The organism is Streptomyces mayonensis (assembly GCF_018982965.1).
GTDB classification, from domain to species: domain Bacteria; phylum Actinomycetota; class Actinomycetes; order Streptomycetales; family Streptomycetaceae; genus Streptomyces; species Streptomyces mayonensis.
The window spans coordinates 19,476-41,805 of the sequence record NZ_JACBYP010000043.1 but is presented as its reverse complement, the minus strand read 5'-3'; the positions used below and the strand labels follow the sequence as shown (position 1 = coordinate 41,805).

25 protein-coding genes are annotated in these 22,330 nt (G+C 72.5%); 19 read left to right on the top strand and 6 right to left on the bottom strand.

Annotated features, from left to right (window positions below; all coding sequences use genetic code 11):
• Positions 1 to 2: 2 nt before the first annotated feature.
• The 3 genes from leuD (at position 3) to HZS56_RS18400 (ending at position 1,911) form a co-directional block, all read left to right on the top strand.
• The gene (leuD, locus tag HZS56_RS18410; protein WP_216721799.1) at positions 3 to 596 is read left to right on the top strand and encodes a 3-isopropylmalate dehydratase small subunit; all 594 of its coding nucleotides are present in this window, start codon (positions 3 to 5) and stop codon (positions 594 to 596) included.
• A gap of 287 nt (positions 597 to 883) precedes the next feature.
• Entirely contained in the window at positions 884 to 1,114 is a 231-nt protein-coding gene (locus HZS56_RS18405) for an SCO5555 family protein (protein WP_216721798.1), read from the top strand.
• A gap of 137 nt (positions 1,115 to 1,251) precedes the next feature.
• Positions 1,252 to 1,911 (top strand): HU family DNA-binding protein, encoded by a 660-nt coding sequence (locus HZS56_RS18400; protein WP_216721797.1) that lies wholly within the window; start codon positions 1,252 to 1,254, stop codon positions 1,909 to 1,911.
• Between the two features lie 201 nt (positions 1,912 to 2,112).
• On the opposite strand, the gene HZS56_RS18395 is transcribed toward HZS56_RS18400, so the two are convergent.
• Both HZS56_RS18395 and cofC read right to left on the bottom strand, forming a co-directional pair.
• A complete protein-coding gene (locus tag HZS56_RS18395; protein WP_216721796.1) occupies positions 2,113 to 2,382 on the bottom strand; it encodes a hypothetical protein in 270 nt (89 codons plus the stop codon).
• A 9-nt stretch (positions 2,383 to 2,391) separates the two neighbouring features.
• Complete coding sequence (gene cofC / locus HZS56_RS18390) at positions 2,392 to 3,030, bottom strand: 2-phospho-L-lactate guanylyltransferase (RefSeq protein WP_216721795.1); 639 nt, start codon at positions 3,028 to 3,030, stop codon at positions 2,392 to 2,394.
• A gap of 142 nt (positions 3,031 to 3,172) precedes the next feature.
• On the opposite strand from cofC, the gene HZS56_RS18385 reads away from it, so the two are divergent.
• From HZS56_RS18385 to HZS56_RS18375, 3 genes are all read left to right on the top strand, one after another.
• Positions 3,173 to 3,967, top strand: coding sequence for a lysophospholipid acyltransferase family protein (locus HZS56_RS18385; protein ID WP_216721794.1), 795 nt, complete (start codon positions 3,173 to 3,175; stop codon positions 3,965 to 3,967).
• Positions 3,964 to 4,974, top strand: a complete 1,011-nt coding sequence (locus HZS56_RS18380; RefSeq protein ID WP_216721793.1) for an NAD(P)H-dependent glycerol-3-phosphate dehydrogenase — start codon at positions 3,964 to 3,966, stop codon at positions 4,972 to 4,974. The genes HZS56_RS18385 and HZS56_RS18380 overlap by 4 nt, the downstream gene beginning before the upstream one ends.
• A 90-nt stretch (positions 4,975 to 5,064) precedes the next feature.
• Positions 5,065 to 6,234 (top strand): D-alanine--D-alanine ligase family protein, encoded by a 1,170-nt coding sequence (locus HZS56_RS18375; protein ID WP_216721792.1) that lies wholly within the window; start codon positions 5,065 to 5,067, stop codon positions 6,232 to 6,234.
• Positions 6,235 to 6,510: 276 nt separating this feature from the next.
• Here the strand turns inward: HZS56_RS18375 and HZS56_RS18370 are convergent, their stop codons facing one another.
• Complete coding sequence (locus HZS56_RS18370) at positions 6,511 to 6,744, bottom strand: Lrp/AsnC ligand binding domain-containing protein (protein WP_031034165.1); 234 nt, start codon at positions 6,742 to 6,744, stop codon at positions 6,511 to 6,513.
• A gap of 367 nt (positions 6,745 to 7,111) precedes the next feature.
• Between HZS56_RS18370 and HZS56_RS18365 the strand changes: the two genes are divergently transcribed.
• Both HZS56_RS18365 and thiD read left to right on the top strand, forming a co-directional pair.
• A complete protein-coding gene (locus HZS56_RS18365) occupies positions 7,112 to 8,080 on the top strand; it encodes a thiamine-phosphate kinase (protein WP_216721791.1) in 969 nt (322 codons plus the stop codon).
• Positions 8,077 to 8,871, top strand: coding sequence for a bifunctional hydroxymethylpyrimidine kinase/phosphomethylpyrimidine kinase (gene thiD / locus HZS56_RS18360; RefSeq protein ID WP_216721790.1), 795 nt, complete (start codon positions 8,077 to 8,079; stop codon positions 8,869 to 8,871). Before HZS56_RS18365 ends, thiD begins: the two co-directional genes overlap by 4 nt.
• Positions 8,872 to 9,038: 167 nt before the next feature.
• Here the strand turns inward: thiD and rpmB are convergent, their stop codons facing one another.
• Complete coding sequence (rpmB, locus tag HZS56_RS18355; RefSeq protein WP_003993230.1) at positions 9,039 to 9,224, bottom strand: 50S ribosomal protein L28; 186 nt, start codon at positions 9,222 to 9,224, stop codon at positions 9,039 to 9,041.
• Between the two features lie 254 nt (positions 9,225 to 9,478).
• Here rpmB and HZS56_RS18350 point away from each other — a divergent pair, with 254 nt between their 5' ends.
• From HZS56_RS18350 to mutM, 9 genes are all read left to right on the top strand, one after another.
• Complete coding sequence (locus HZS56_RS18350) at positions 9,479 to 11,203, top strand: DAK2 domain-containing protein (RefSeq protein ID WP_216721789.1); 1,725 nt, start codon at positions 9,479 to 9,481, stop codon at positions 11,201 to 11,203.
• A gap of 520 nt (positions 11,204 to 11,723) precedes the next feature.
• On the top strand, positions 11,724 to 13,949 hold the full coding sequence (recG, locus tag HZS56_RS18345) for an ATP-dependent DNA helicase RecG (protein WP_216721788.1): 2,226 nt from the start codon (positions 11,724 to 11,726) through the stop codon (positions 13,947 to 13,949).
• Between the two features lie 4 nt (positions 13,950 to 13,953).
• Positions 13,954 to 14,691: a 16S rRNA (guanine(966)-N(2))-methyltransferase RsmD gene (gene rsmD, locus HZS56_RS18340; protein ID WP_308408096.1), complete on the top strand. Its 738-nt coding sequence runs from the start codon at positions 13,954 to 13,956 to the stop codon at positions 14,689 to 14,691.
• 26 nt (positions 14,692 to 14,717) lie between these two features.
• Positions 14,718 to 15,197 carry a pantetheine-phosphate adenylyltransferase gene (coaD, locus tag HZS56_RS18335; protein WP_216721786.1) on the top strand — a complete coding sequence of 160 codons (480 nt, stop codon included), beginning with the start codon at positions 14,718 to 14,720 and terminating at the stop codon, positions 15,195 to 15,197.
• Positions 15,198 to 15,319: 122 nt separating this feature from the next.
• Complete coding sequence (locus HZS56_RS18330; RefSeq protein ID WP_216721785.1) at positions 15,320 to 16,501, top strand: F0F1 ATP synthase subunit B; 1,182 nt, start codon at positions 15,320 to 15,322, stop codon at positions 16,499 to 16,501.
• Positions 16,502 to 16,645: 144 nt separating this feature from the next.
• The gene (locus HZS56_RS18325) at positions 16,646 to 17,299 is read left to right on the top strand and encodes a YceD family protein (RefSeq protein WP_216721784.1); all 654 of its coding nucleotides are present in this window, start codon (positions 16,646 to 16,648) and stop codon (positions 17,297 to 17,299) included.
• 2 nt (positions 17,300 to 17,301) lie between these two features.
• A complete protein-coding gene (rpmF, locus tag HZS56_RS18320; RefSeq protein ID WP_003951102.1) occupies positions 17,302 to 17,475 on the top strand; it encodes a 50S ribosomal protein L32 in 174 nt (57 codons plus the stop codon).
• A 7-nt stretch (positions 17,476 to 17,482) separates the two neighbouring features.
• Positions 17,483 to 18,316, top strand: coding sequence for a ribonuclease III (gene rnc, locus HZS56_RS18315; RefSeq protein ID WP_216721783.1), 834 nt, complete (start codon positions 17,483 to 17,485; stop codon positions 18,314 to 18,316).
• Between the two features lie 87 nt (positions 18,317 to 18,403).
• Positions 18,404 to 19,264, top strand: coding sequence for a bifunctional DNA-formamidopyrimidine glycosylase/DNA-(apurinic or apyrimidinic site) lyase (mutM, locus tag HZS56_RS18310; RefSeq protein WP_216721782.1), 861 nt, complete (start codon positions 18,404 to 18,406; stop codon positions 19,262 to 19,264).
• A 74-nt stretch (positions 19,265 to 19,338) separates the two neighbouring features.
• Here mutM and HZS56_RS18305 read toward each other — a convergent pair whose 3' ends face one another.
• The gene (locus tag HZS56_RS18305) at positions 19,339 to 19,743 is read right to left on the bottom strand and encodes a winged helix-turn-helix transcriptional regulator (RefSeq protein ID WP_216721781.1); all 405 of its coding nucleotides are present in this window, start codon (positions 19,741 to 19,743) and stop codon (positions 19,339 to 19,341) included.
• 138 nt (positions 19,744 to 19,881) lie between these two features.
• Between HZS56_RS18305 and HZS56_RS18300 the strand changes: the two genes are divergently transcribed.
• The gene (locus tag HZS56_RS18300) at positions 19,882 to 20,049 is read left to right on the top strand and encodes a hypothetical protein (RefSeq protein ID WP_216721780.1); all 168 of its coding nucleotides are present in this window, start codon (positions 19,882 to 19,884) and stop codon (positions 20,047 to 20,049) included.
• A gap of 23 nt (positions 20,050 to 20,072) precedes the next feature.
• Entirely contained in the window at positions 20,073 to 20,975 is a 903-nt protein-coding gene (locus HZS56_RS18295) for an SDR family oxidoreductase (protein WP_216721779.1), read from the top strand.
• Positions 20,976 to 20,988: 13 nt separating this feature from the next.
• Here the strand turns inward: HZS56_RS18295 and HZS56_RS18290 are convergent, their stop codons facing one another.
• Positions 20,989 to 22,203, bottom strand: a complete 1,215-nt coding sequence (locus HZS56_RS18290; protein ID WP_216721778.1) for a CAP domain-containing protein — start codon at positions 22,201 to 22,203, stop codon at positions 20,989 to 20,991.
• Positions 22,204 to 22,330 lie beyond the last annotated feature (127 nt).

The window sequence follows — 22,330 nt, the reverse complement described above, 5'->3', positions numbered from 1 at the left end:
TCATGGAAGCATTCACCACGCACACCGGCCGGGCCGTCCCGCTGCGCCGCAGCAACGTCGACACCGACCAGATCATCCCCGCCCACTGGCTCAAGAAGGTGACCCGGGACGGCTTCGAGGACGGGCTTTTCGAGGCCTGGCGCAAGGACCCGGAGTTCGTGCTCAACCGCCCCGAGCGCCAGGGCGCCACCGTCCTGGTCGCCGGCCCGGACTTCGGTACCGGATCCTCGCGCGAGCACGCCGTCTGGGCACTGCAGAACTACGGCTTCAAGGCCGTGATCTCCTCCCGCTTCGCCGACATCTTCCGCGGCAACTCACTGAAGAACGGCCTGCTCACGGTGGTCCTCGACCAGAAGGTCGTGGACGCGCTGTGGGAACTCACGGAGAGCGACCCCGAGGCCGGTGTCACGGTCGACCTGGAGGCCCGGCAGGTCCGTGCCGAAGGCGTCACCGCCTCCTTCGAACTGGACGAGAACTCCCGCTGGCGCCTGCTGAACGGCCTGGACGACATCTCGATCACCCTCCAGAACGAGGACGACATCGCGGCGTACGAGGCGAAGCGCCCGTCCTTCAAGCCGCAGACCCTCCAGGTCTGACTTCCCGCGGCGCCCCGCGAGTCGCCCCGGGGCTCCGCAAGGTCGAGTTTCGGCCACCCAACACCCCCGCCGTACCCCCGATCAGCCCGATCGGGGGTACGGCCGTTTTCGGTTCCGACCACGCGCGTCCGTCACCGCAGGGGCACACAACTTCCCACGTTAGAGGCGTGGTTGCAGGGGTAGACGAGTCCCGAGGACCCGACTTCCGCGTGTGCTCCGATGACCGTTTGAGGCGGCAGTTGCCCCCTGCGCAGGCGACAACTCGCCCCAGATGGCACAATCTGTGCATGGAACACGACGGCCAACTCGAGCTCTATGCGGCGGTCGCGGTCCGGCTCAAGGAAGCGCACACAACAGTGCGCGCACTGCAAGTCCCGGAGGGCGTACGTGTGGCGCTGACCCGGAAGCTGCTGGTCATTACGGCCGCGGCCAAACACGATCTCGCCGGTGCGGCAAGGCGTCTGGACCGGTTCACCGCCGACCTCGACGCGGGCCGATACCCCGAAGAGGACGGCTGAACAGACCGGAACGGCCCGAGTCCGTTGCGGCACAAGGGTGATTAGCCCGTTTCGTGTTTGATTTGCGGTATATATCTGCCTAACGTGCGAAAAAGCTTGAACACATTCGTTCTGGCGAGGTCTCCGAAGGGGAAGACGTGAACAAGGCGCAGCTCGTAGAAGCGATTGCCGACAAGCTGGGCGGCCGGCAGCAGGCCGCCGACGCCGTCGACGCGGTGCTGGACGCCCTCGTCCGCGCGGTGGTCGCGGGCGACCGAGTCTCGGTCACCGGCTTCGGTTCCTTCGAGAAGGTCGACCGTCCGGCCCGGTACGCCCGCAACCCCCAGACGGGCGAGCGGGTTCGGGTCAAGAAGACCTCCGTGCCGCGCTTCCGCGCGGGCCAGGGCTTCAAGGACCTGGTGAGCGGCTCGAAGAAGCTCCCGAAGAACGACATCGCGGTCAAGAAGGCCCCCAAGGGCAGCCTGTCCGGCCCGCCGCCCACCATCTCCAAGGCCGCGGGCAAGAAGGCCGCCGCCAAGAAGGCCACGGGCGCCGCGAAGAAGGCGACCGGCGCGGCCAAGAAGACCACCGGGGCGGCGAAGAAGACCACCGCGAAGAAGACCACCGGCGCGGCGAAGAAGACGACGACGAAGAAGACCACCGCCAAGAAGTCCGCCGCCAAGACCACCACGGCTGCGGCGAAGAAGACCGCGGCCAAGAAGGCCCCGGCGAAGAAGGCGACCGCCAAGAAGGCCCCGGCCAAGAAGTCGACCGCCCGCAAGACCACCGCCAAGAAGGCCACCGCCCGCAAGAAGTAGCAGGCCGCGGCAGGCCAACCGGCACAGGGCCGCCCACGCGTCGGGCCGGACTCCCTCTCGGAGTCCGGCCCGCGGCGTGTGCGTACCCGGGAGCGGTGCCCGGCCTCCTTGGAGCAGTGCGCACCCCGACGAGGTGCCCGGCCTCTTCGGTGCGGTGCGTACCCGGACGAGGGGCACGGACCCGTCGGCGTGCGTGCCGCCTCAGAACGTCTGCAGCGTCACCAGCGTGATCCGCCGGCCCGCGCCCGGCTCCCCGCTCCGCGCCCCGTTCCCGTCCGCAGACCCGGAGCCCGTCTCCATCTCGGTCACCGTCTCCGGCTCCGTCTCGATCCGCACCCGCTGCCCGGGCCGCAGCAGCCTCAGACCCCCCGCGTCGAACGCCGCCGCGTCGAAGGGCACGGGCGTGCCGTCGTCGAGCAGCACCTGCCCGCAGCGGCTGACGGGGTCGTACGTGTACGCGGTCGCCTGCATGGCGGCAGCCTACTGCCCGGCGATCAGCAGCCGCGCCGCCACCGCGGCCGTTCGGGGCCCCACCCCCAGGACCAGGGCGGTGCGCAGGTCCGGTCCGGTGTCCACGTCCTGCCGTACGGAATCCACCGCGCCCAGCCGCAGTTCCACCGCCCCCGACGCGCGGTGGCGGGCCCGGGAATCCGGACCGAAAGCGGGGGACAATTCACGGTCCGGGAGCGCGGTCAGCAAGGTCGTACCGATTCCTGCCGCGTCCGGGAGGAAAGCACGGGGAAATTGCCCCGCCGCCTGCAGAACCCGCGCCAATTCGGCCGGCCGCAGCGCGGGAAGGTCGGCGTTGAGCGCGGCCACCGGACTTCTCGGACGCGCCGCCCGCACCGCCGCCGTCCCGTGCGTCAGCGCGGCGTTCAGACCGCCGCCGGGCTCGTCCTCGACCACGGCCGCGCCGAGCTCCCGCAGTTCGCGTCCGGCACGGGCGTCGTCCGTGACGACTGCCACATCCGCGACCGCCGGACAGGCCAGCGCGGCCGCCACGGTGTCCTGTGCGAACGCCAGCGCGAGACCCGGCCGCACCCCGTCGTCCGCGGTGTCCGACAGCCTGCTCTTGGCCCGGGCGAGGGGCTTCACGGGTACGACCAAGGTCCACTGCACGGGTGTTCCGTCCTTCTCTCGTCGCCAGCATTGTCACCTTCAAGACCTGGCGGTTCACTCGTCGGGGCGTACGGTGTTCTCGACAGACGGGCGGCCCGGGGCGACACTTGTCCGGCCCCAGGCCCTGGAGAAAGGTGTCAGCGTGCCCCGCCGCAGAATCGGCTTCTGGTACCGCCTGGCCGCGGTGATCTGCAAACCGCCGCTGGTGGTTCTGATCAAGCGGGACTGGCGGGGAATGGAGAACATTCCGGCCGACGGCGGATTTATCACCGCCGTGAACCACAATTCGCACGTGGACCCCTTCGCGTACGCGCACTACCAGTACAACACCGGGCGGGTCCCGCGATTCCTCGCGAAGAGCGGACTTTTCAGGAAGGGCTTCGTCGGAGCCGCGATGCGCGGCACCGGACAGATCCCCGTCTACCGCGAGAGCACGGACGCGCTCAGCGCCTTCCGGGCCGCGATCGACGCCGTGGAACGCGGCGAGTGCGTCGCCTTCTACCCCGAGGGCACCCTGACCCGCGACCCCGACGGCTGGCCCATGACCGGCAAGACCGGCGCCGCGCGCGTCGCCCTGCAGACCAAGTGCCCGGTCGTCCCGGTCGCCCAGTGGGGCTGCAACGAACTGCTGCCGCCGTACGCCAAGAAGCCCCACCTCCTGCCGCGCAAGACCCACCAGGTGCTCGCGGGCCCGCCGGTCGACCTGTCGCGGTTCTACGACCGGGAGATGACCGCGGAGCTGCTGAAGGAGGCGACCGAGGTCATCATGGCCGCCGTCACCCGCCAGCTGGAGGAGATCCGCGGCGAGAAGGCACCCGAAACCCCGTACGACCCGCGCCGCGAGCGGATCGAGCAGCGGCGCCGCACCCAGCAGGCGAAGTCGCAGGCGGCGCCGCAGCGGACGCACGGAACGCAGGCAGAAGGGCAGAGCACGTGAGCAAGCCGGTCAGGGCGGCCGTCTTCGGCACCGGATCCTGGGGCACCGCCTTCGGCACGGTCCTCGCCGACGCGGGCTGCGACGTCACCCTGTGGGGGCGCCGCGCCGAACTCGCCGACGCCGTCAACTCCACCCGCACCAACCCGGACTACCTGCCCGGCGTGGAACTCCCCGAGAACCTGCGGGCCACCACCGACGCCGCCGAGGCCGCGCGCGGCGCCGACTTCACCGTCCTCGCCGTGCCGTCCCAGACGCTGCGCGCGGGCCTCGCCGACTGGACGTCCCTGCTGGCGCCCGACACCGTCCTGGTGTCGCTGATGAAGGGCGTCGAACTCGGCTCCGCGATGCGGATGAGCGAGGTGATCGAGGACGTCGCCAAGGTCGGCGCCGAGCGCATCGCCGTGGTCACCGGGCCCAACCTGGCCCGCGAGATCGCCGCCCGGATGCCGGCCGCCGCCGTGGTCGCCTGCCCCGACGAATCCGTCGCCCGGCGCCTGCAGACCGCCTGCCACACGCCGTACTTCCGCCCCTACACCAACACCGACGTCGTCGGCTGCGAGCTGGGCGGCGCCGTGAAGAACGTGATCGGGCTGGCCGTCGGCATCGCGGACGGCATGGGGCTCGGCGACAACGCCAAGGGCTCCCTCATCACCCGCGGCCTCGCCGAGACCACCCGCCTCGGGACCGCACTCGGCGCCGACCCGCTGACCTTCTCCGGTCTCGCCGGGCTCGGCGACCTGGTGGCGACCTGCTCCTCGCCGCTGTCCCGCAACCACACCTTCGGCACCAACCTCGGCAAGGGCATGACGCTGGAGGAGACCATCGCGGTCACCAGGCAGACCGCCGAGGGCGTCAAGTCCTGCGAGTCGGTGCTGGATCTGGCCCGCCGGCACGGCGTCGACATGCCGATCACCGAGACCGTCGTCGCCATCGTGCACGAGGGCAAGCCGCCGGTGGTCGCGGTCAAGGAGCTGATGTCGCGCAGCGCGAAGCCCGAACGGCGCTGAGCGAGCGCCCCCCCCCCGGCGGAACCCGGGCGCCACGCGGCCCCGCCGACGCTGTGTCACGGCCCGGGGGACGGGTACTCTCGACGCGATATGAGCAGCGAGAACCTCCCCCAGAGCCCCGAGCAGAGTCCGGAGCCGCCGCCCCGCAAGCCGCGGGTGGCCGTCGTGTTCGGCGGGCGCAGCTCCGAACACGGGATCTCCGTGGTCACCGCCGGCGCCGTCCTGGCGGCCATCGACCGGACGAAGTACGACGTCCTGCCGATCGGCATCACCCGGGACGGCCGCTGGGCCCTCACCGCCGACGAACCGGAACGCATGGCGATCACCGAGCGCCGTACGCCCGACGTCGAGGAACTCGCCGAGTCGGCCGAGGGCGGCGTGCTGCTCCCCGTCGACCCCGCGAGCCGCGAGGTCGTCTACAGCGAACCCGGCTCGGTGCCCAAGGCCCTGGGCGAGGTCGACGTCGTCTTCCCCGTGCTGCACGGCCCGTACGGCGAGGACGGCACCCTGCAGGGCCTGCTGGAGCTGTCCGGCGTGCCCTACGTCGGCGCGGGCGTGCTCGCCTCCGCCGTCGGCCAGGACAAGGAGTACATGAAGGCGGTCTTCACCTCCTACGGGCTGAAGGTCGGCCCCTATGCGGTGGTGCGGCCCCGCGAGTGGGAGCAGCACCCGTCCGCCGCCCGCAAGAGGATCGTCGACTTCGCCGGGGAGCACGGCTGGCCGCTGTTCGTGAAGCCCGCGCGCGCGGGTTCCTCGATCGGCATCACCAAGGTCGACGACCTCTCCGGACTCGACGAGGCGATCGAGGAGGCCCGTCGCCACGACCCGAAGATCCTCGTCGAGGCGGCGCTGCGCGGCCGCGAGATCGAGTGCGGGGTGCTGGAGTTCGAGGACGGCCCCCGGGCCTCCGTACCCGCCGAGATCCCGCCGCCCTCGGAGCACGCCTACTACGACTTCGAGGCCAAGTACATCGACTCCACCCCCGGCATCGTGCCCGCCCCGCTCACGGACGAGGAGACCGCCGAGGTCCGGCGGCTCGCCGTGGCGGCGTTCGACGCGGCCTCCTGCGAAGGGCTGGTGCGCGCGGACTTCTTCCTCACCGAGGACGGCGAGTTCGTGATCAACGAGATCAACACCATGCCCGGCTTCACACCCATCTCCATGTACCCGCAGATGTGGCAGGCGACCGGTGTGAGCTACCCCGAGCTGGTGGACCGGCTGGTCGGGGCGGCGCTGCGCCGTCCCACGGGGCTGCGCTGACACACGCTGCGCGCACCGCGCCGGCGCACGTCCCGCGGATACGGGGCGGTTACGGGGCGGATACGAGAAGGCGACTCCCTCGGGGGTCGCCTTCTCGCAGTATGATCAGCGGGTTTCCCCAGCCCGCTGTCCGCAGGCGGCGGCGTGTTGTCCGGGTTCCGCCACAGCTCGGCGGTCCCGTGTCCGGCCGGGAACCGCCGCCGACCCGCCGTTCGTCTGCTGGGGAGCGGCCTGCGGCGGCGATCAGCGGAACGGGACCGAGTGGGCGGAAGGGGGCTAGAGATGGACGACCGGACAGGTCAGGGTGCGGGTGATGCCGTCCACTTGCTGGACTTTGGCGACCACCATGCGACCCAGTTCGTCGACCGTGTCGGACTGGGCGCGGACGATGACGTCGTAGGGTCCTGTCACGTCCTCTGCCTGGATCACTCCAGGGATCTTGCTGATCGTCCCGGCGACGGTCGACGCCTTGCCGACCTCCGTCTGGATCAGGATGTACGCCTGTACCACGGAACCTCCAGAGCGGCCACGGGGATCATGTGGGGAAAAGGAACGCCACGGTATCGCGTAGCCGCTCCCCGCGGGGAGACCCGCGGACCGCGGACCTGGCGCGCCAGGGTGTCGCACTGGAACGGGTTGACGCGCGGGTTGACGCGCGCGCGGGCCGCGGTGACGTCCGCCCCGTCCGTGGCGACGACGGACGGACGGGCCGTGGCGGTGGCGGACGGACGGGCCGTGGCGGTGGCGGGTGCACCGAACATGGCGGCGACGGCCGGTTCGGCCGTGACACGGTCGGTTCGGCCGTGACGAGGACACTGATGGCGCGCGACCGGGCACGGGCACGGATCGGGACAGGGACAGAAGGGGAGCCAAGGCGATGAAGGGCACTGTTGGTGAGCTGGGGGAGTTCGGGCTCATCAGGGAGCTCACCTCCCGTCTCACCACCACCCCGGCGGTCCGGGTCGGACCCGGCGACGACGCCGCGGTGGTGGCCGCACCCGACCGCAGGGTGGTGGCCAGCACCGACATCCTGGTCGAGGGCCGGCACTTCCGCCGGGACTGGTCGACCGCGTACGACGTGGGCCGCAAGGCGGCGGCACAGAACCTTGCCGACATCGCCGCCATGGGCGCGGTGCCGACCGCACTGCTGCTCGGCCTCGTCGTGCCCCCCGAACTGCCCGTCACCTGGCCGAGTGAGCTGATGGACGGCCTGCGCGACGAGTGCCAGGTCGCGGGCGCCTCCGTGGTCGGCGGCGACGTGGTGCGCGGCGACACCGTCACCGTCTCCATCACGGCCCTCGGCGACCTGCGGAACCAGGAGCCCGTCACCCGGTCCGGGGCGCAGCCCGGCGACCTCGTCGCGGTGACCGGCTGGCTGGGCTGGTCCGCGGCCGGGTTCGCCGTCCTCTCCCGCGGCTTCCGCTCACCGCGCGCCTTCGTGGAGGCCCACCGCCGCCCCGAACCGCCGTACCACGCGGGCCCCGCCGCCGCGGGCCTCGGCGCCACCGCCATGTGCGACGTGAGCGACGGACTCATCGCCGACCTGGGGCACATCGCCGAGGCCAGCAAGGTCAGGATCGACATCGGCTCCGGGCGGATCGACATCCCGTCCCAGATGAACGACATCGGCCAGGCCGTCGGCGTCGACCCCATGCAGTGGGTGCTCACCGGGGGAGAGGACCACGCGATCGTGGCGACCTTCCCGCCGGACGTGAAACTGCCCGCCCGCTGGAAGGTGATCGGCGAGGTCCTCAACCCCTCCGCACTGCCCCAGGTGACCGTCGACGGGGCGCCCTGGACGAGCAAGGGCGGCTGGGACCACTTCGGCGGCGAGGTCGAGGCGTGAGGCCGCCCCTGGTCCTCACCGTGGCGGGCTCCGACTCCGGCGGCGGCGCCGGCATCCAGGCCGACCTCAAGACGATGCTGGCTCTCGGCACCCACGGCATGAGCGTCCTCACCGCGGTCACCGCGCAGAACTCCCTCGGGGTGCAGGGCGCCTGGGAACTGCCCGTGGCCGCGGTACGGGCCCAGTACCGCAGCGTCGTGGACGACATCGGCGTCCAGGCGGTCAAGACCGGAATGCTCTCCTCCGCCGAACTGGTCGAGACCGTCGCCGAGTTGATCGGCGGCACGGACGCCCCGGCGGTCGTCGACCCGGTCGGCGTCTCCAAGCACGGGGACGCGCTGCTCGCCGCCTCCGCGCTGGACGCGGTCCGCACCAGGCTGCTCCCGGCCGCCACCGTCGCCACCCCGAACCTCGACGAGGTCGCACAGCTCACCGGCGTACGGGTCGACGCCGAGGCCGATCTGCGCCGGGCCGCCGCCGCCGTGCTGGAGTACGGGCCGCGCTGGGTGCTGGTCAAGGGCGGCCATCTGCCCGGCGACGCCGTCGACCTGCTCACCGACGGCTCCGCGGAACACTGGCTGCGCGGTCCCCGCCTCGACAACCGGCACACCCACGGCACCGGCTGCACCCTCGCCTCCGCCGTCGCCTGCGGGCTGGCCAAGGGTCAGTCGGTGCCGGACGCCGTACGGGCGGCCAAGGAGTACGTCACCGGGGCGGTCGAAGCCGGATTCGCGCTCGGCGCCGGCATCGGACCCGTCGACCACGGGTGGGCCCTCGGGCGCACGCCCTGACCTGATGGGCGCAAGGGTCTCTCGGAGAGGGAGCCGCGTACGGCGTCGGCGAGGGAGCCGCGTGAGGCAGACGCCGGCCCACCGGGACGGCAAAAAGCCGGCCCACCCGAGGTGGACCGGCTCCCTACAGCGGACCAGGCAGTGGCCGCGCGCTCAGCTGAGACGCGTCAGCGCGAGACCTTGCCGGCCTTGATGCACGAGGTGCAAGCGTTCACGCGCTTCGGCGTCCCGCCGACCACGGTACGCACACGCTGGATGTTCGGGTTCCAGCGACGGGACGTACGGCGGTGCGAGTGCGAGATGTTGTTGCCGAAGCCCGGCCCCTTGCCACAGACGTCGCAGTTGGCAGCCACGGGTCACTCCAAAGACTTCAGATGCACTTACGGTTGATCCCGGCATGCCGGGATCAAGGTCTCGGACGCGGAGGTTCCGGGAACTGAGTGGCGGTGCCAGGGGGATGGCCCGATCGGGATCGGGCAACCGGAGCAGCATACAACGGCTGCTCCCGTACAACGAAACTACCACGGCAGCTCAGGGGCCCGCCCCGGGCGCGGCCCCGCCCGAGGTCTACGCTGCCAGCCACGTCCAGGATCTCAGGGAGGCGCAGGTGGCGCAGGTGCCGCAGAGGTTCTTCGACGCTCTGGCGGTGCGTACCTGGTGCGGTCTGTCGCTGCGCGCGCTGGGACGGGCGCGTGAGGACATCGACGCGATCAACGTCTACCCCGTCGCCGACGGAGACACCGGGACCAACCTCTATCTGACCGTCGAGTCGGCCGTCGCCGCCGTGGAGGCCGTGTTCGCGGCACACGAGGTGGACGCCGGCGCCGGGGACGCGGACACCCGGGATGCGGACACCCGGGATGCCGTTACGCGGGACGCGGACGGCGGGCCCTCGCTGGCCGACGCCGTGGGCGCCATGGCGCACGGCGCGCTGATCGGCGCGCGGGGCAACTCCGGCACCATCCTCGCGCAGCTGCTGCGCGGCATGGCCCAGGTGCTCGCCGCGCGCAGTGACGCCCCGCACACCGGCGGCCCGGGCCTCGGGCTGGCCCTGCGGCACGCGGCCGAATCCGCCCGGCAGGCCGTGGCCCACCCCGTCGAGGGCACCGTCCTGACCGTGGCCTCGGCCGCCGCCGACGCGGCCGACGGCGCCGGGGACCACTGCGCGGAGGTGGCCCTCGCCGCGTACGAGGGCGCCCGCGCGGCGCTCGCCGCCACCCCGGGCCAGCTGCCCGCCCTGGAGCGCGCCGGAGTGGTCGACGCCGGCGGACACGGCCTGGTGACGGTGCTCGCGGCCCTGGTGGAGACGTTCACGGGCCGGACGCCGGAGGCGGGTGCCGTGCCCCACGCGCGCGTGGGGCACGGCGGTGCCGACCCCGCGGCGGAGTGCGCGACCGCCGACGAGGACGGGCCGGCCTTCGAGGTGATCTACCTCCTGGAGGCCGGGGACGCGGCCGTGGCCCGGCTGCGGCAGCGGCTCGACGCGCTCGGGGACTCGCTCGTCGTGGTCGGCGGCGACGGGCTGTGGAACGTCCACGTGCACGTCGACGACGCGGGCGCCGCCGTGGAGGCGGGCGTCGAGGCCGGGCGGCCGTACCGGATCCGCATCACCCACTTCGGGCACGGCGACGTCCACACCACCGGCGCCGAGCGCCCGCCGCGCGAGCGCGCCCAGCGGGCCGTGGTGGCCGTCGTGCCGGGGGAGGGGCTGGCGGACCTGTACGCCGGAGCAGGCGCGACCACCCTGCTCGCCCGCCCGGGGGAGCCGCCCGCCAGCGGGGAGCTGGTCCAGGCCGTACGGCGGGCCCACGCGCGCGAGGTCGTGCTGCTGCCCAACGACGCCGAACTGCGCCACACCGCCGCCGCGGCGGCCGAACAGGTCCGCGCCGAGGGCATCAGGGCCGCCCTCATCCCGACCCGCTCCGCGGTCCAGGGCATCGCCGCGCTCGCCGTGCACGAGGCCGACCGGCGCTTCGACGAGGACGTGGTGGCGATGACCTCGGCGGCCGGCGCCACCCGGCACGCCGAGGTCACCGTCGCCGAACGCCGTTCCTGGACCACCGCCGGCATCTGCCAGGCCGGCGACGTGCTCGGCCTCATCGACGGCGACGTGGCCGTGATCGGCCCGGACGTGTCCCGGGTGGCCGCGACCGTCCTGGACCGCATGCTGTCGGCCGGCGGCGAGCTGGTCACCCTCGTCCTCGGCGACGAGGCGCCCCCGGCCCTCGCCGACCAGCTGGAGGCCCGCGTCCGGGAGGCGTACCTCGCCGTCGACACGGCGGTCTACCGGGGCGGGCGGCAGGGCGCGCTGCTGCTGGTCGGCGTCGAATAGCCGCAGCCGCCGGCACGGCCGGGCACAGCCGGTGCGGCGGAGCCCGGCCCGGACCGGTGGCCCGCGCTGCCGCGGCGTACGGCGTTCCGTCCCGCAGGTGCCGGTCCCCGTCCCGCAGGCGCCGGGCCGGGCCGTTCGGCGGGCGACCTCGCGGGCCGGGGGCGTCGCGGGTCTCGACGGGGGCGCGGGACCGGGTTCCCCGCTGCCTCGCTGCCTCGAGGGCGCGGGGGACCCGGCGGTGTTGCCGTCGATCGCCGACTCCCCCACGCTCGGCTTCGCTCGCGCGGACCCCGTCGCGTTGCCGCCCTCCTCAGCCTCGCGGCCGCACGCACCCAATCCGCCCGTATCGGCGACAAGGCACCGCTGCCCGGCCGGCGGCCCGAACCGAACGACGCCCCTTGGGAAAGCCTCGCGGAGGAGCCGGCCACGGCGCCGCGACACCGCGGGGCCGTACCGGCGGACCCCGCCGGTACGGCCGGTACGGCGCTTCCCGGCGCCGTTGTCAGTGGCGTGGTGTGGAATGGATCTCGTGCCCGCACTGCGAGAACCCCTGAAGAAGGTGCTCGGCCCCGCCACCGCGAAGGTGATGGCCGAGCACCTCGGCCTGCACACCGTCGGCGACCTGCTCCACCACTACCCCCGCAGGTACGAGGAGCGCGGTCAGCTCACCCACCTCGCCGACCTGCCCATGGACGAGCACGTCACGGTGGTCGCCCAGGTCGCCGACGCCCGACTGCACAGCTTCGCCTCGTCGAAGGCCCCGCGCGGCAAGGGACAGCGCCTGGAGGTGACCATCACCGACGGCAGCGGCCGCCTCCAACTGGTCTTCTTCGGCAACGGCGTGCACAAGCCCCACAAGGAACTCCTGCCGGGCACCCGCGCGATGTTCGCCGGCAAGGTCTCCGTCTTCAACCGCCGACTTCAACTGGCCCATCCAGCGTACGAGTTGCTGCGCGGCAGCGACGCCGAGGACGATGCGGACGAGAGCGTCGAGTCCTGGGCGGGCGCCCTCATCCCGCTCTACCCGGCCACCGCCAAACTGGAGTCCTGGAAGATCGGCAAGGCGATCCAGACGGTGCTGCCCAGCGCCCAGGAGGCCGTCGACCCGCTGCCCGACTCCCTGCGCGAGGGCCGGGGCCTCGTCTCCCTCCCCGAGGCCCTCCTCAAGATCCACCGCCCGCACACCAAGGCCGACATCGAGGACGCCCGCGCCCGGCTGAAGTGGGACGAGGCCTTCGTCCTCCAGGTCGCGCTCGCCCGCCGCCGCCACGCCGAGACCCAGCTCCCCGCCGTTCCCCGCAGGGCCCGTCCGGACGGCCTGCTCACCGCGTTCGACGACCGCCTCCCCTTCACCCTCACCGACGGCCAGCAGAAGGTCTCCCGCGAGATCTTCGACGACCTCGCCACCGACCATCCGATGCACCGGCTGCTCCAGGGCGAGGTCGGGTCCGGGAAGACGATGGTGGCCCTGCGCGCCATGCTCGCCGTCGTCGACTCCGGCGGGCAGGCCGTGCTGCTGGCGCCCACCGAGGTGCTGGCCCAGCAGCACCACCGGTCCGTCGTCGAGATGATGGGGGAGCTGGCCGAGGGCGGCATGCTGGGCGGTGCCGAGCACGCCACCAAGGTGGTGCTGCTCACCGGGTCCATGGGCGCCGCCGCCCGCCGGCACGCCCTGCTCGACCTGGCCACCGGCGAGGCGGGCATCGTCATCGGCACGCACGCGCTGATCGAGGACAAGGTGCAGTTCCACGACCTCGGCCTGGTCGTCGTCGACGAGCAGCACCGCTTCGGCGTGGAGCAGCGCGACGCCCTGCGCGGCAAGGGCAAGCAGCCCCCGCACCTGCTCGTCATGACCGCCACGCCCATCCCGCGCACCGTCGCCATGACCGTCTTCGGCGACCTGGAGACCTCCGTCCTGGACCAGCTCCCGGCCGGCCGCTCCCCGATCGCCAGCCATGTCGTCCCCGCCGCCGACAAACCCCACTTCCTCTCCCGTGCCTGGGAACGCGTCCGCGAGGAGGTGTCGAACGGCCACCAGGCGTACGTCGTCTGCCCCCGCATCGGCGACGAGGAGGCCGACCCGAAGAAGAAGGCCGCACCGGGCAAACAGGCCGAGGACGACGCCGAGAAGCGGCCCCCGCTCGCCGTCCTCGACGTGGCCGAGCAGCTCGCCAAGGGGCCGCTCGGGGGGCTCGGGGTGGAGGTCCTGCACGGCCGTATGCAGCCCGACGACAAGGACGCGGTCATGCGCCGCTTCGCCGCCGGGGAGACCGACGTGCTGGTCGCCACGACCGTGATCGAGGTCGGTGTCAACGTCCCCAACGCCACCGCGATGGTGATCATGGACGCCGACCGCTTCGGCGTCTCCCAGCTCCACCAGCTGCGCGGCCGGGTCGGGCGCGGTTCCGCCCCCGGCCTGTGCCTGCTGGTCACCGAGATGCCCGAGGCGAGCGCGGCCCGCCAGCGGCTGAACGCGGTCGCGGGCACCCTCGACGGCTTCGAGCTCTCCCGCATCGACCTCGAACAGCGCCGGGAGGGCGACGTCCTCGGCCAGGCCCAGTCCGGCGCCCGCACCTCCCTGCGCGTCCTCGCCGTCATCGAGGACGAGGAGATCATCGCCGAGGCCAGACAGGAGGCGGCCGCCGTCGTCGCCGCCGACCCGGAGCTGACCGGCCTGCCCGCCCTGCGCACGGCCCTGGACGCACTGCTGGACGACGAGCGGGAGCAGTACCTGGAGAAGGGCTGAGAGACTGGCACCGGACACCGTCCCGGTCGCCGGTGCGCGTCCCGTCCGCACGGCCGGGCACCAGCGACTCCGCACGGCCGGGCACCTGCGACTTCGCACGGGCCGGGCGTCAGCGACTCCGTACAGCCGAGCACCAGCGACAAGGACCCAGAAAATGACCCGCGTGATCGCCGGCCGGGCCGGCGGACGCCGCCTGGCCGTCCCGCCGGGATCCGGCACCCGGCCCACCTCCGACCGAGCGCGCGAAGGCCTGTTCTCGACCTGGCAGTCCCTGCTCGGCGGCCCGCTGGACGGAGAGCGGGTGCTCGACCTGTACGCCGGTTCCGGTGCCGTCGGCCTGGAGGCGCTCTCCCGCGGCGCGGGGCACGTCCTGCTCGTCGAGGCCGACCCCCGCGCCGCCCGCACGGTGCGGGAGAACGTCAAGTCGCTCGGCCTGCCCGGCGCCGAGGTCAGGGCGGGCAAAGCGGAACAGATCCTCCGCACCCCGGCCCCGGCCGAACCGTACGACGTCGTCTTCCTGGACCCCCCGTACGCCGTCCCGGACGACGATCTTCGGGAGATCCTGCTCACACTCCGCACGGAGGGCTGGCTCGGCAAGGAAGCGCTCGTCACCGTGGAGCGCAGCACCAGAGGCGGCGATTTCGGCTGGCCCGACGGCTTCGAGGCGCTCCGGGCCCGTCGCTACGGCGAGGGAACGTTTTGGTACGGTCGCGCCGCCTCTACGTGCGATGACGCACGATGACCGGACCGGAGAGCGAGGGAAAGCAAGTGCGCCGTGCCGTCTGTCCCGGGTCGTTCGACCCGATCACCAACGGGCACCTGGACATCATCGCCCGGGCCTCCAGTCTCTACGACGAGGTCTACGTCGCCGTGATGATCAACCAGTCCAAGAAGGGCCTGTTCGAGATCGAGGAGCGGATCGACCTCATCCACCAGGTCACCGCCGAGTACGGCAACGTGCGCGTGGAGTCCTTCCACGGCCTGCTCGTCGACTTCTGCAAGCAGCGCGAGATCCCGGCCATCGTCAAGGGCCTGCGCGCGGTCAGCGACTTCGACTACGAGCTGCAGATGGCCCAGATGAACAACGGCCTCTCCGGCGTGGAGACCCTCTTCATCCCGACCAACCCCACCTACAGCTTCCTGTCGTCCTCCCTGGTCAAGGAGGTCGCGACCTGGGGCGGAGACGTCGCCCACCTGGTGCCGCCGCTCGTCCTCGACGCCCTCAGGGACCGGCTGACGCAGCACTGACCTGCCCGTCGTACCGCCTGTCGGAGACCGGCGATCCGTCACCAGGTGTCCCCGGGACACCCCAGGGTCGTACAGTCGTCCCGTCCGTCTCCAACACAGCTGTAGAGAGTGGCGAGCACACGGTGGACGTGCAGAACAAGCTCGACGAGATCACCGCGATGGTCTCCGGCGCCCGCGCCATGCCCATGTCGGCCTCGTGCGTGGTCAACCGCGCCGAACTGCTCTCGCTGCTGGAGGAGCTGCGGGCCGAGCTGCCCGGTTCCCTCGCCCAGGCCCAGGAACTGATCGGCGACCGGGAGCAGATGGTCGCGCAGGCCCGCCAGGAGGCCGACCGGATCATCGAGAGCGCGCACGCCGAGCGGGGCTCCCTGATCGCCGGCACCGAGGTCGCCCGCCGCTCCCAGGCCGAGGCCGACCGCATCCTCACCGAGGCCCGGCAGGAGGCCGAGGAGGTCCGCGCCGAGGCCGACGACTACGTCGACTCCAAGCTCGCCAACTTCGAGGTCGTGCTCACCAAGACCCTCGGCTCCGTCGGCCGGGGCCGCGAGAAGCTCCTCGGTACCGGACCCGGCCTCGACGAGAACGGCTACGAGGACGAGGACGCCCCCGAGCGCAGCCACGACCCCGAGACCCTGCGCCGCGACGCCGACTCCTACGTCGACACCAAGCTCGGTGCCTTCGAGGCCGTGCTCGCCAAGACCCTCGACGCGGTCGGGCGGGGCCGCCAGAAGCTGCACGGCCGGATCGCCACCGACGACCTCGGCGCCCTCGCCGAGGACTCCGGCACCGTCCAGCACTCCAGCGACGCCGACTACCTCGCCGACCTCGCCGCCCTCTCGGACGCCCCCGCCGAGCAGCCCCGCCGGCCCGAGTACGGCGAGCAGCAGCCGGCCGCGGCCCAGGTGCCGGCGCAGGCGGTGCCCGAGGTGCCGCAGCAGGTGCCCGGGCAGGCGGTGCCGGACATGCCGCAGCAGGAGCCGGCGTACGGCTACGCGCAGCAGCAGCCCGACCCGTACGCCGCCTACCAGCAGGCCTACGGCGGCGCACCGGACCAGTACGGCTACCAGCAGCAGGCCGCCGACCCGTACGCGGCCTACCAGGGCTACGACGCCCAGCAGGCCTACGACGGGCAGCAGGCCTACGACGGCCAGCAGGGCTACGAGGGGCAGCAGGGCTACGCCCAGCCCCAGCCGCCACAGCCCGCGCAGGCCCAGCCGCAGGCGCTCGACGAGACCAGCCTGTTCGACACCAGCATGATCAGCGCCGAGCAGCTGCGGGCGTACGAACAGGGCCGCGGCCTCTGAGGCCGCGGGCGCGGCGGCCCGGATTGGGACGAGAGCGCATGGTCCAGTATCCTGGCTCTTCGGTCGCGTGTACGTCCGCGATCGCCGCTGCCCGGGAACACCGCAGGGCGGCATTTCCCAAGCCACGAAAGACCGAAAGCAGGAATGGCTCTGAACGCGCGCCTCGACCACCGCGACCCCCTCGTGTTCGACACGCACGAGCTGGGACGGCGGCCCGGTGCGCTCCAGCGCCTGACCCGCACGGTCGACGCTCCCAAGGACCTCGGTCTCCAGGGAGTCATCGGAGTGCCGGAAGGCGCCCCGGTGGAGCTCGATCTCCGGCTCGAGTCGGTCATGGAAGGGGTGCTCGTCACGGGCACCGCCCGTGCCAGGGCCGAGGGGGAGTGCGTAAGGTGTCTGGAGCCGCTGGAGCAGCAGCTCGAAGCGGACTTCCAGGAGCTGTTCTCGTACCCTGACGCCGACGACCGGGGCCGCCCAGTGGCGGAACCGGGCGACGACGCCGAGGACGACGAGGACAGGCTCTTCGTCGAGGACGGACTGATCGCCCTCGAATCCGTGCTGCGCGACGCGGTGGTGCTCGCACTGCCGATGCAGCCGGTGTGCCGGGAAGACTGCCCGGGTCTGTGCTCCCAGTGCGGGGCACGCCTGGCGGACGACCCGGACCACCACCACGACGCCGTCGACATCCGTTGGGCGGCATTGCAGGGACTCGCCGGTTCACTCGAAGACGGCGAGAAGGACGAGATGAGCGGCGACGGGCCAGAATCCGCGGACGCCGCCGAGAAGCAGGAGAAGTAGCCGTGGCTGTTCCGAAGCGGAAGATGTCGCGCAGCAACACGCGCCACCGCCGGTCGCAGTGGAAGGCTGCGGTCCCCACCCTGGTTGCGTGCGAGCGCTGCCACGAGCCCAAGCAGCAGCACATCGCGTGCCCGTCTTGCGGCACTTACAACAAGCGCCAGGTCCTCGAGGTCTGAGCGGCTGGTGAGAGGCACTGTGTCAGTCCCCAAGAAGGCGGATGACGCCAAGGCGGACCCACCCGCCAAGAAGAAGGCGGACAACAACCAGGCCTCGTCCCACACGCTTCTGGAAGGGCGGCTCGGCTACCAGCTCGAGTCCGCCCTTCTGGTGCGTGCGCTGACCCACCGTTCCTACGCGTACGAGAACGGCGGCCTGCCGACGAACGAGCGGCTGGAGTTCCTCGGGGACTCCGTGCTCGGCCTCGTCGTCACGGACACGCTGTACCGCACCCACCCCGACCTGCCCGAGGGCCAGCTGGCCAAGCTGCGGGCCGCGGTGGTCAACTCGCGTGCGCTGGCACAGGTGGGCCGCGGGCTCGAACTGGGCTCCTTCATCCGGCTCGGCCGCGGTGAAGAGGGCACGGGCGGCCGGGACAAGGCGTCCATCCTCGCCGACACCCTCGAAGCGGTGATCGGCGCGGTCTATCTCGACCAGGGCCTCGACGCGGCCTCCGAACTGGTGCACCGCCTGTTCGACCCGCTGATCGAGAAGTCCTCCAACCTCGGTGCCGGCCTGGACTGGAAGACCAGCCTCCAGGAACTCACCGCGACCGAAGGGCTCGGCGTCCCCGAGTACCTGGTCACGGAGACCGGCCCCGACCACGAGAAGACCTTCACTGCTGCCGCCCGCGTCGGAGGCGTCTCGTACGGCACCGGCACCGGCCGCAGCAAGAAGGAGGCGGAGCAGCAGGCCGCGGAATCCGCGTGGCGGTCCATCCGGGCCGCGGCGGACGAGCGCGCCGAGGAAGCGGCGAACGACGTCGACCCGGGCCCCGACGAGGCGCCCGCCTCCGCCTGACCCACCGCACGTCCCGGACGCCCGCCCCACCACCGGGGCGGGCGTCCGGCTCGTCGCCCCGCCCACCGGCCCACCCGAGGGGAAGCCATGCCCGAGTTGCCCGAGGTAGAGGTCGTACGGCGCGGCCTGGAACGCTGGGTCGCCCACCGGACCGTCGCCGACGCCGAGGTGCTGCACCCGCGCGCGGTACGCCGGCACATCGCGGGCGGCGACGACTTCGCCGGCCGCCTCAAGGGCCACCGGGTCGGCACGCCGAGCCGCCGCGGCAAGTACCTGTGGCTGCCCCTGGAGGACACCGGCCAGGCCGTCCTCGCCCACCTCGGCATGAGCGGCCAGCTCCTGGTCCAGCCGCACGAGACCCCGGCCGAGAAGCACCTGCGCGTCCGCGTCCGCTTCGCCGACTCCCTCGGCACCGAACTCCGCTTCGTCGACCAGCGCACCTTCGGCGGCCTGTCCCTGCACGACACCACGCCCGACGGACTGCCCGACGTCATCGGCCACATCGCCCGCGACCCGCTCGACCCGCTCTTCGACGCCGAAGCCTTCCACCTGGCGCTGCGCCGCAGACGCACCACGGTCAAACGGGCCCTGCTCGACCAGTCCCTGATCAGCGGTGTCGGCAACATCTACGCCGACGAGGCCCTGTGGCGTTCCCGCCTGCACTACGAACGCCCCACCGCGACCCTCACCCGCCCCCGCACCACCGAACTCCTCGGCCACGTCCGGGACGTGATGAACGCGGCCCTCGCCGTGGGCGGCACCAGCTTCGACAGCCTCTACGTCAACGTGAACGGCGAGTCCGGCTACTTCGACCGCTCGCTCGACGCCTACGGCCGTGAGGGCCTGCCCTGCCGCCGCTGTGCCACGCCGATGCGCCGCAGGCCCTGGATGAACCGCTCCAGCTACTTCTGCCCGAAGTGCCAGCGGGCGCCGAGGCCCACGCCGTAGGGACGCCGGCCGGCCGCGGGCACGCCGGTCAGGCCGCAGGCACGCGGAGGGGCACATGGCGGGTACGTCGAGGGTCAGGCGGTGGGCGTCCGCCGCGCGTCGTACTGTTCGCGCGACGCCACGACCTCGTCCATCCGCCCCTCGACGCAGTGGATGAGCGCCATCAGCCGCCCGGCCACCTCGCGCCCCAGTGACGTCAGCTCGTAGTCCACGCGCGGCGGGTTGGTCGGCTGGGCCTCGCGGTGCACCAGACCGTCGCGCTCCAGTGCGTGCAGGGTCTGGGCCAGCATCTTCTCGCTGACGCCGTCGACGCGGCGCCGCAACTCGTTGAACCGGAACGAGCCCTGGTACAGCGCGCCGAGCGTCAGCGCGCCCCAGCGCCCCGTCACATGCTCCAGGGTCTCCCGTGAGGGACAGGCCCGGGAGAACACGTCGTACGGCAGGTCCTGCTCCGCCGTGCGCTCCTGCGTGGTCGACATGCCTCCAGCGTACGTGAGCACAGCGCTGCGCCGCAGAGTGCGCTGAGCGGGAGACGGTGTGCGGGGGCGGGTCGGGGACCGGGAGGCCGCCAGGACATCCTGTGACCGGCACGCGCTCGGTACGACCGGAGGACCACCGTGACAGCGCACCATCCCGACCGCGGCACGGTGCACACGCCGCGCCACCACCCCGTCATCGCGCACGCCCCGTGCAGGGAGACCGAGGCGGGCAGGCGCCACGTCATCAGACCGGTCCGCGACCCCGAGGGCTCCGCCCACGACCCGAGCCACCTGGAGACGGCATGAGCGGAACAGAAGGAACAGACGGCATGACCGGCACGAACAACATGAACAGCACGAACGGCGTGAACAGCGCGAACGGTACGCGGCAGAGCGTCCTCGTCACCGGCGCGGGCTCCGGCATCGGGCGGGCGACCACCGCGTTCCTGGTGGGCAAGGGCTTCCACGTCTACGCGGGCGCCCGGCGCCGGGCCGGCGTGGACGCCCTGGCCGCGGAACTCCCCCCGGGCAGCGTCACGCCCGTCCTCTTCGACGTACGGGACGAGAAGAGCGTCGCGGACGCCTCGGCACGGACCGCGGAGCGTGCCGCCGGAACCCCGCTGAAGGCCGTCTGCAACGTGGCAGGGATCGTCACCAACGGGCCCCTCGCCGACCTGCCGGCGGACGCCCTGACCGACGTACTGGCGGTCAACGTCGTCGGCGTCCACACGGTGACCCGGGCTTTCCTGCCGCTGCTCGGGGAGGGAAGCCGCATCGTGAACCTCAGCTCGGCCAGCGGCGTGCGGACCCTGCCCTTCACCGGCGCCTACTCCGCGAGCAAGTTCGGTCTGGAGGCGCTCAGCGCCGCCATGCGCATGGAGTACGCGGCCCTCGGGATTCGGGTCTCCGTGATAGCCCCCGGGATGATCGACACACCCATGGCCGCGGCCATCCAGGAGGAACTCGGCCGGACCCCGTCGATGCCGGTGTACGCGGCCCCGCTCAGGCGCGCCCTGGAGCGGTCGGTGCGCTCGGCGCGCAACGGCATCCCGATGGACCGGGTCGTACGCGCCGTGCACCACGTCGTCACCGCCAGGAACCCGGCCCCGCGCTACGACCTCCACCACAGTTTCCTGCAGGACGCGGTCCTCATGCGCCTCCTGCCCGTCCGGGCCCGGGAGGCGGTCGTGCGCAAGGCACTCGGCCTGAACCCGGGCCACACGCCCGACTGACCCCGCGCCCGGCTCAGTAGCCGAAGTCCTGCGTCCACCAGGGGCCGCCGGAGCCGAAGTGGACGCCGACGCCGAGGGTCTGGAAGTCGCAGTTCAGGATGTTGGCGCGGTGGCCGGGGCTGTCCATCCAGGCGTCCATCACGGCCTGGGCGTCGGCCTGGCCGCGGGCTATGTTCTCGCCGCCGAGGTTGCTTATGCCGGCCGCCTCGGCCCGGTCCCAGGGGGTCGCGCCGCTGGGGTCCGTGTGGTCGAAGAAGTCCTGGGCGGCCATGGCGCCGCTGAAGTCCTCGGCGAGTTCGCGCAGGGCGCTGTTGGCGGACACGGGGCTGCAGCCGGCCTTGGCCCGCTCGTCGTTGACGAGCTTGAGCACCTGGGCCTCGGCGGCGGCCTGCCCGGACACGGCGGCGGGCGCGCTGGGACGCGAGGGCTCCTTCGTGGCCGACCGGGAAGGAGCAGGCTGCTCCGGCTTGGCGCTCGGCGTCGTGTCCGGCTTCCCCGTCCTGGACGGCGTCCCTGCGGGGGCGGCCGGCTCGGAGGCCTTGCCCGAGGACCGCGAGGGGGAGGCGGAGTCCTCGGCCGGGGACGAGGACGACTCCTTCGACTGGTTCGAGTGGCTCGACTCGCCCGACGGGGACGAGGAGGAACGGGAGGGCGAGGAGGAGCGGTCGCCGCCGCGGCTCGCGGCCGAGTCGCCGGCACGGCCGGTGTCGGCACTGCCGGAGGTGCCGCCCTGCTGCGAAGGGCTGTTCGTCGGGGTGTCACGGGCCTGTACCCGGTCGCCCCCGCCGCTGTCGCCGCCGATCCGGTAGTTGTCCAGGCCGGGCACCGCGCCCGTGGCGACGGCGACGGTGCCGAGGGCGACCGCGGCGGACACCCCCAGCAGTCCCGTGCGGACCGGCGTGGCGGCCTTCTTGCGGCGGCGACGGTGACCGCCCGGGGGCTGCGTGCCGCCTTCCGGGGCGTACCCGCCGCTGGGGAAGGCGACCGTGCGGGCGGCCTGCGGGCCCTCGCCGTCCGGGCCGTCCGCGTAGAGGTAGGCATCGCTCCTGGCGCGGACCTCGTCGTACGCCTCCGGGTTCAGATAGGGCGCGATCCCCATCGTGGTCCGGTCGACCGGGTCCCCGGCCTGCGGGGCGCGGCCCCGTCCCGTCGGGCCGTCCGGCTGGTGGTCCTCCGCGGCGCGGCCCGTGGCGGCACGGCCGGCGGCGGAGCGTCGGTGGCGTCCCATGTCCTGGCCTTCCTCGTCCTCGCGCCGGCCGGTCCTGGTGCTGGACGTGCCCGCGCGGTCGACGTGTCCTCATGATCAACACGAAATTCACACGACAGTGTGAGTTTCAAATGAGATTCATTGGGTG

Coding starts and splice junctions, on each gene's coding strand:
- leuD (WP_216721799.1), top strand. CDS start 3: ATGGAAGCATTCACCACGCACACCGGCCGGGCCGTCCCGCTGCGCCGC.
- HZS56_RS18405 (WP_216721798.1), top strand. CDS start 884: ATGGAACACGACGGCCAACTCGAGCTCTATGCGGCGGTCGCGGTCCGG.
- HZS56_RS18395 (WP_216721796.1), bottom strand. CDS start 2,382: ATGCAGGCGACCGCGTACACGTACGACCCCGTCAGCCGCTGCGGGCAG.
- HZS56_RS18375 (WP_216721792.1), top strand. CDS start 5,065: ATGAGCAGCGAGAACCTCCCCCAGAGCCCCGAGCAGAGTCCGGAGCCG.
- HZS56_RS18365 (WP_216721791.1), top strand. CDS start 7,112: ATGAAGGGCACTGTTGGTGAGCTGGGGGAGTTCGGGCTCATCAGGGAG.
- recG (WP_216721788.1), top strand. CDS start 11,724: ATGGATCTCGTGCCCGCACTGCGAGAACCCCTGAAGAAGGTGCTCGGC.
- HZS56_RS18325 (WP_216721784.1), top strand. CDS start 16,646: ATGGCTCTGAACGCGCGCCTCGACCACCGCGACCCCCTCGTGTTCGAC.
- mutM (WP_216721782.1), top strand. CDS start 18,404: ATGCCCGAGTTGCCCGAGGTAGAGGTCGTACGGCGCGGCCTGGAACGC.
- HZS56_RS18305 (WP_216721781.1), bottom strand. CDS start 19,743: ATGTCGACCACGCAGGAGCGCACGGCGGAGCAGGACCTGCCGTACGAC.
- HZS56_RS18295 (WP_216721779.1), top strand. CDS start 20,073: ATGACCGGCACGAACAACATGAACAGCACGAACGGCGTGAACAGCGCG.
- HZS56_RS18290 (WP_216721778.1), bottom strand. CDS start 22,203: ATGGGACGCCACCGACGCTCCGCCGCCGGCCGTGCCGCCACGGGCCGC.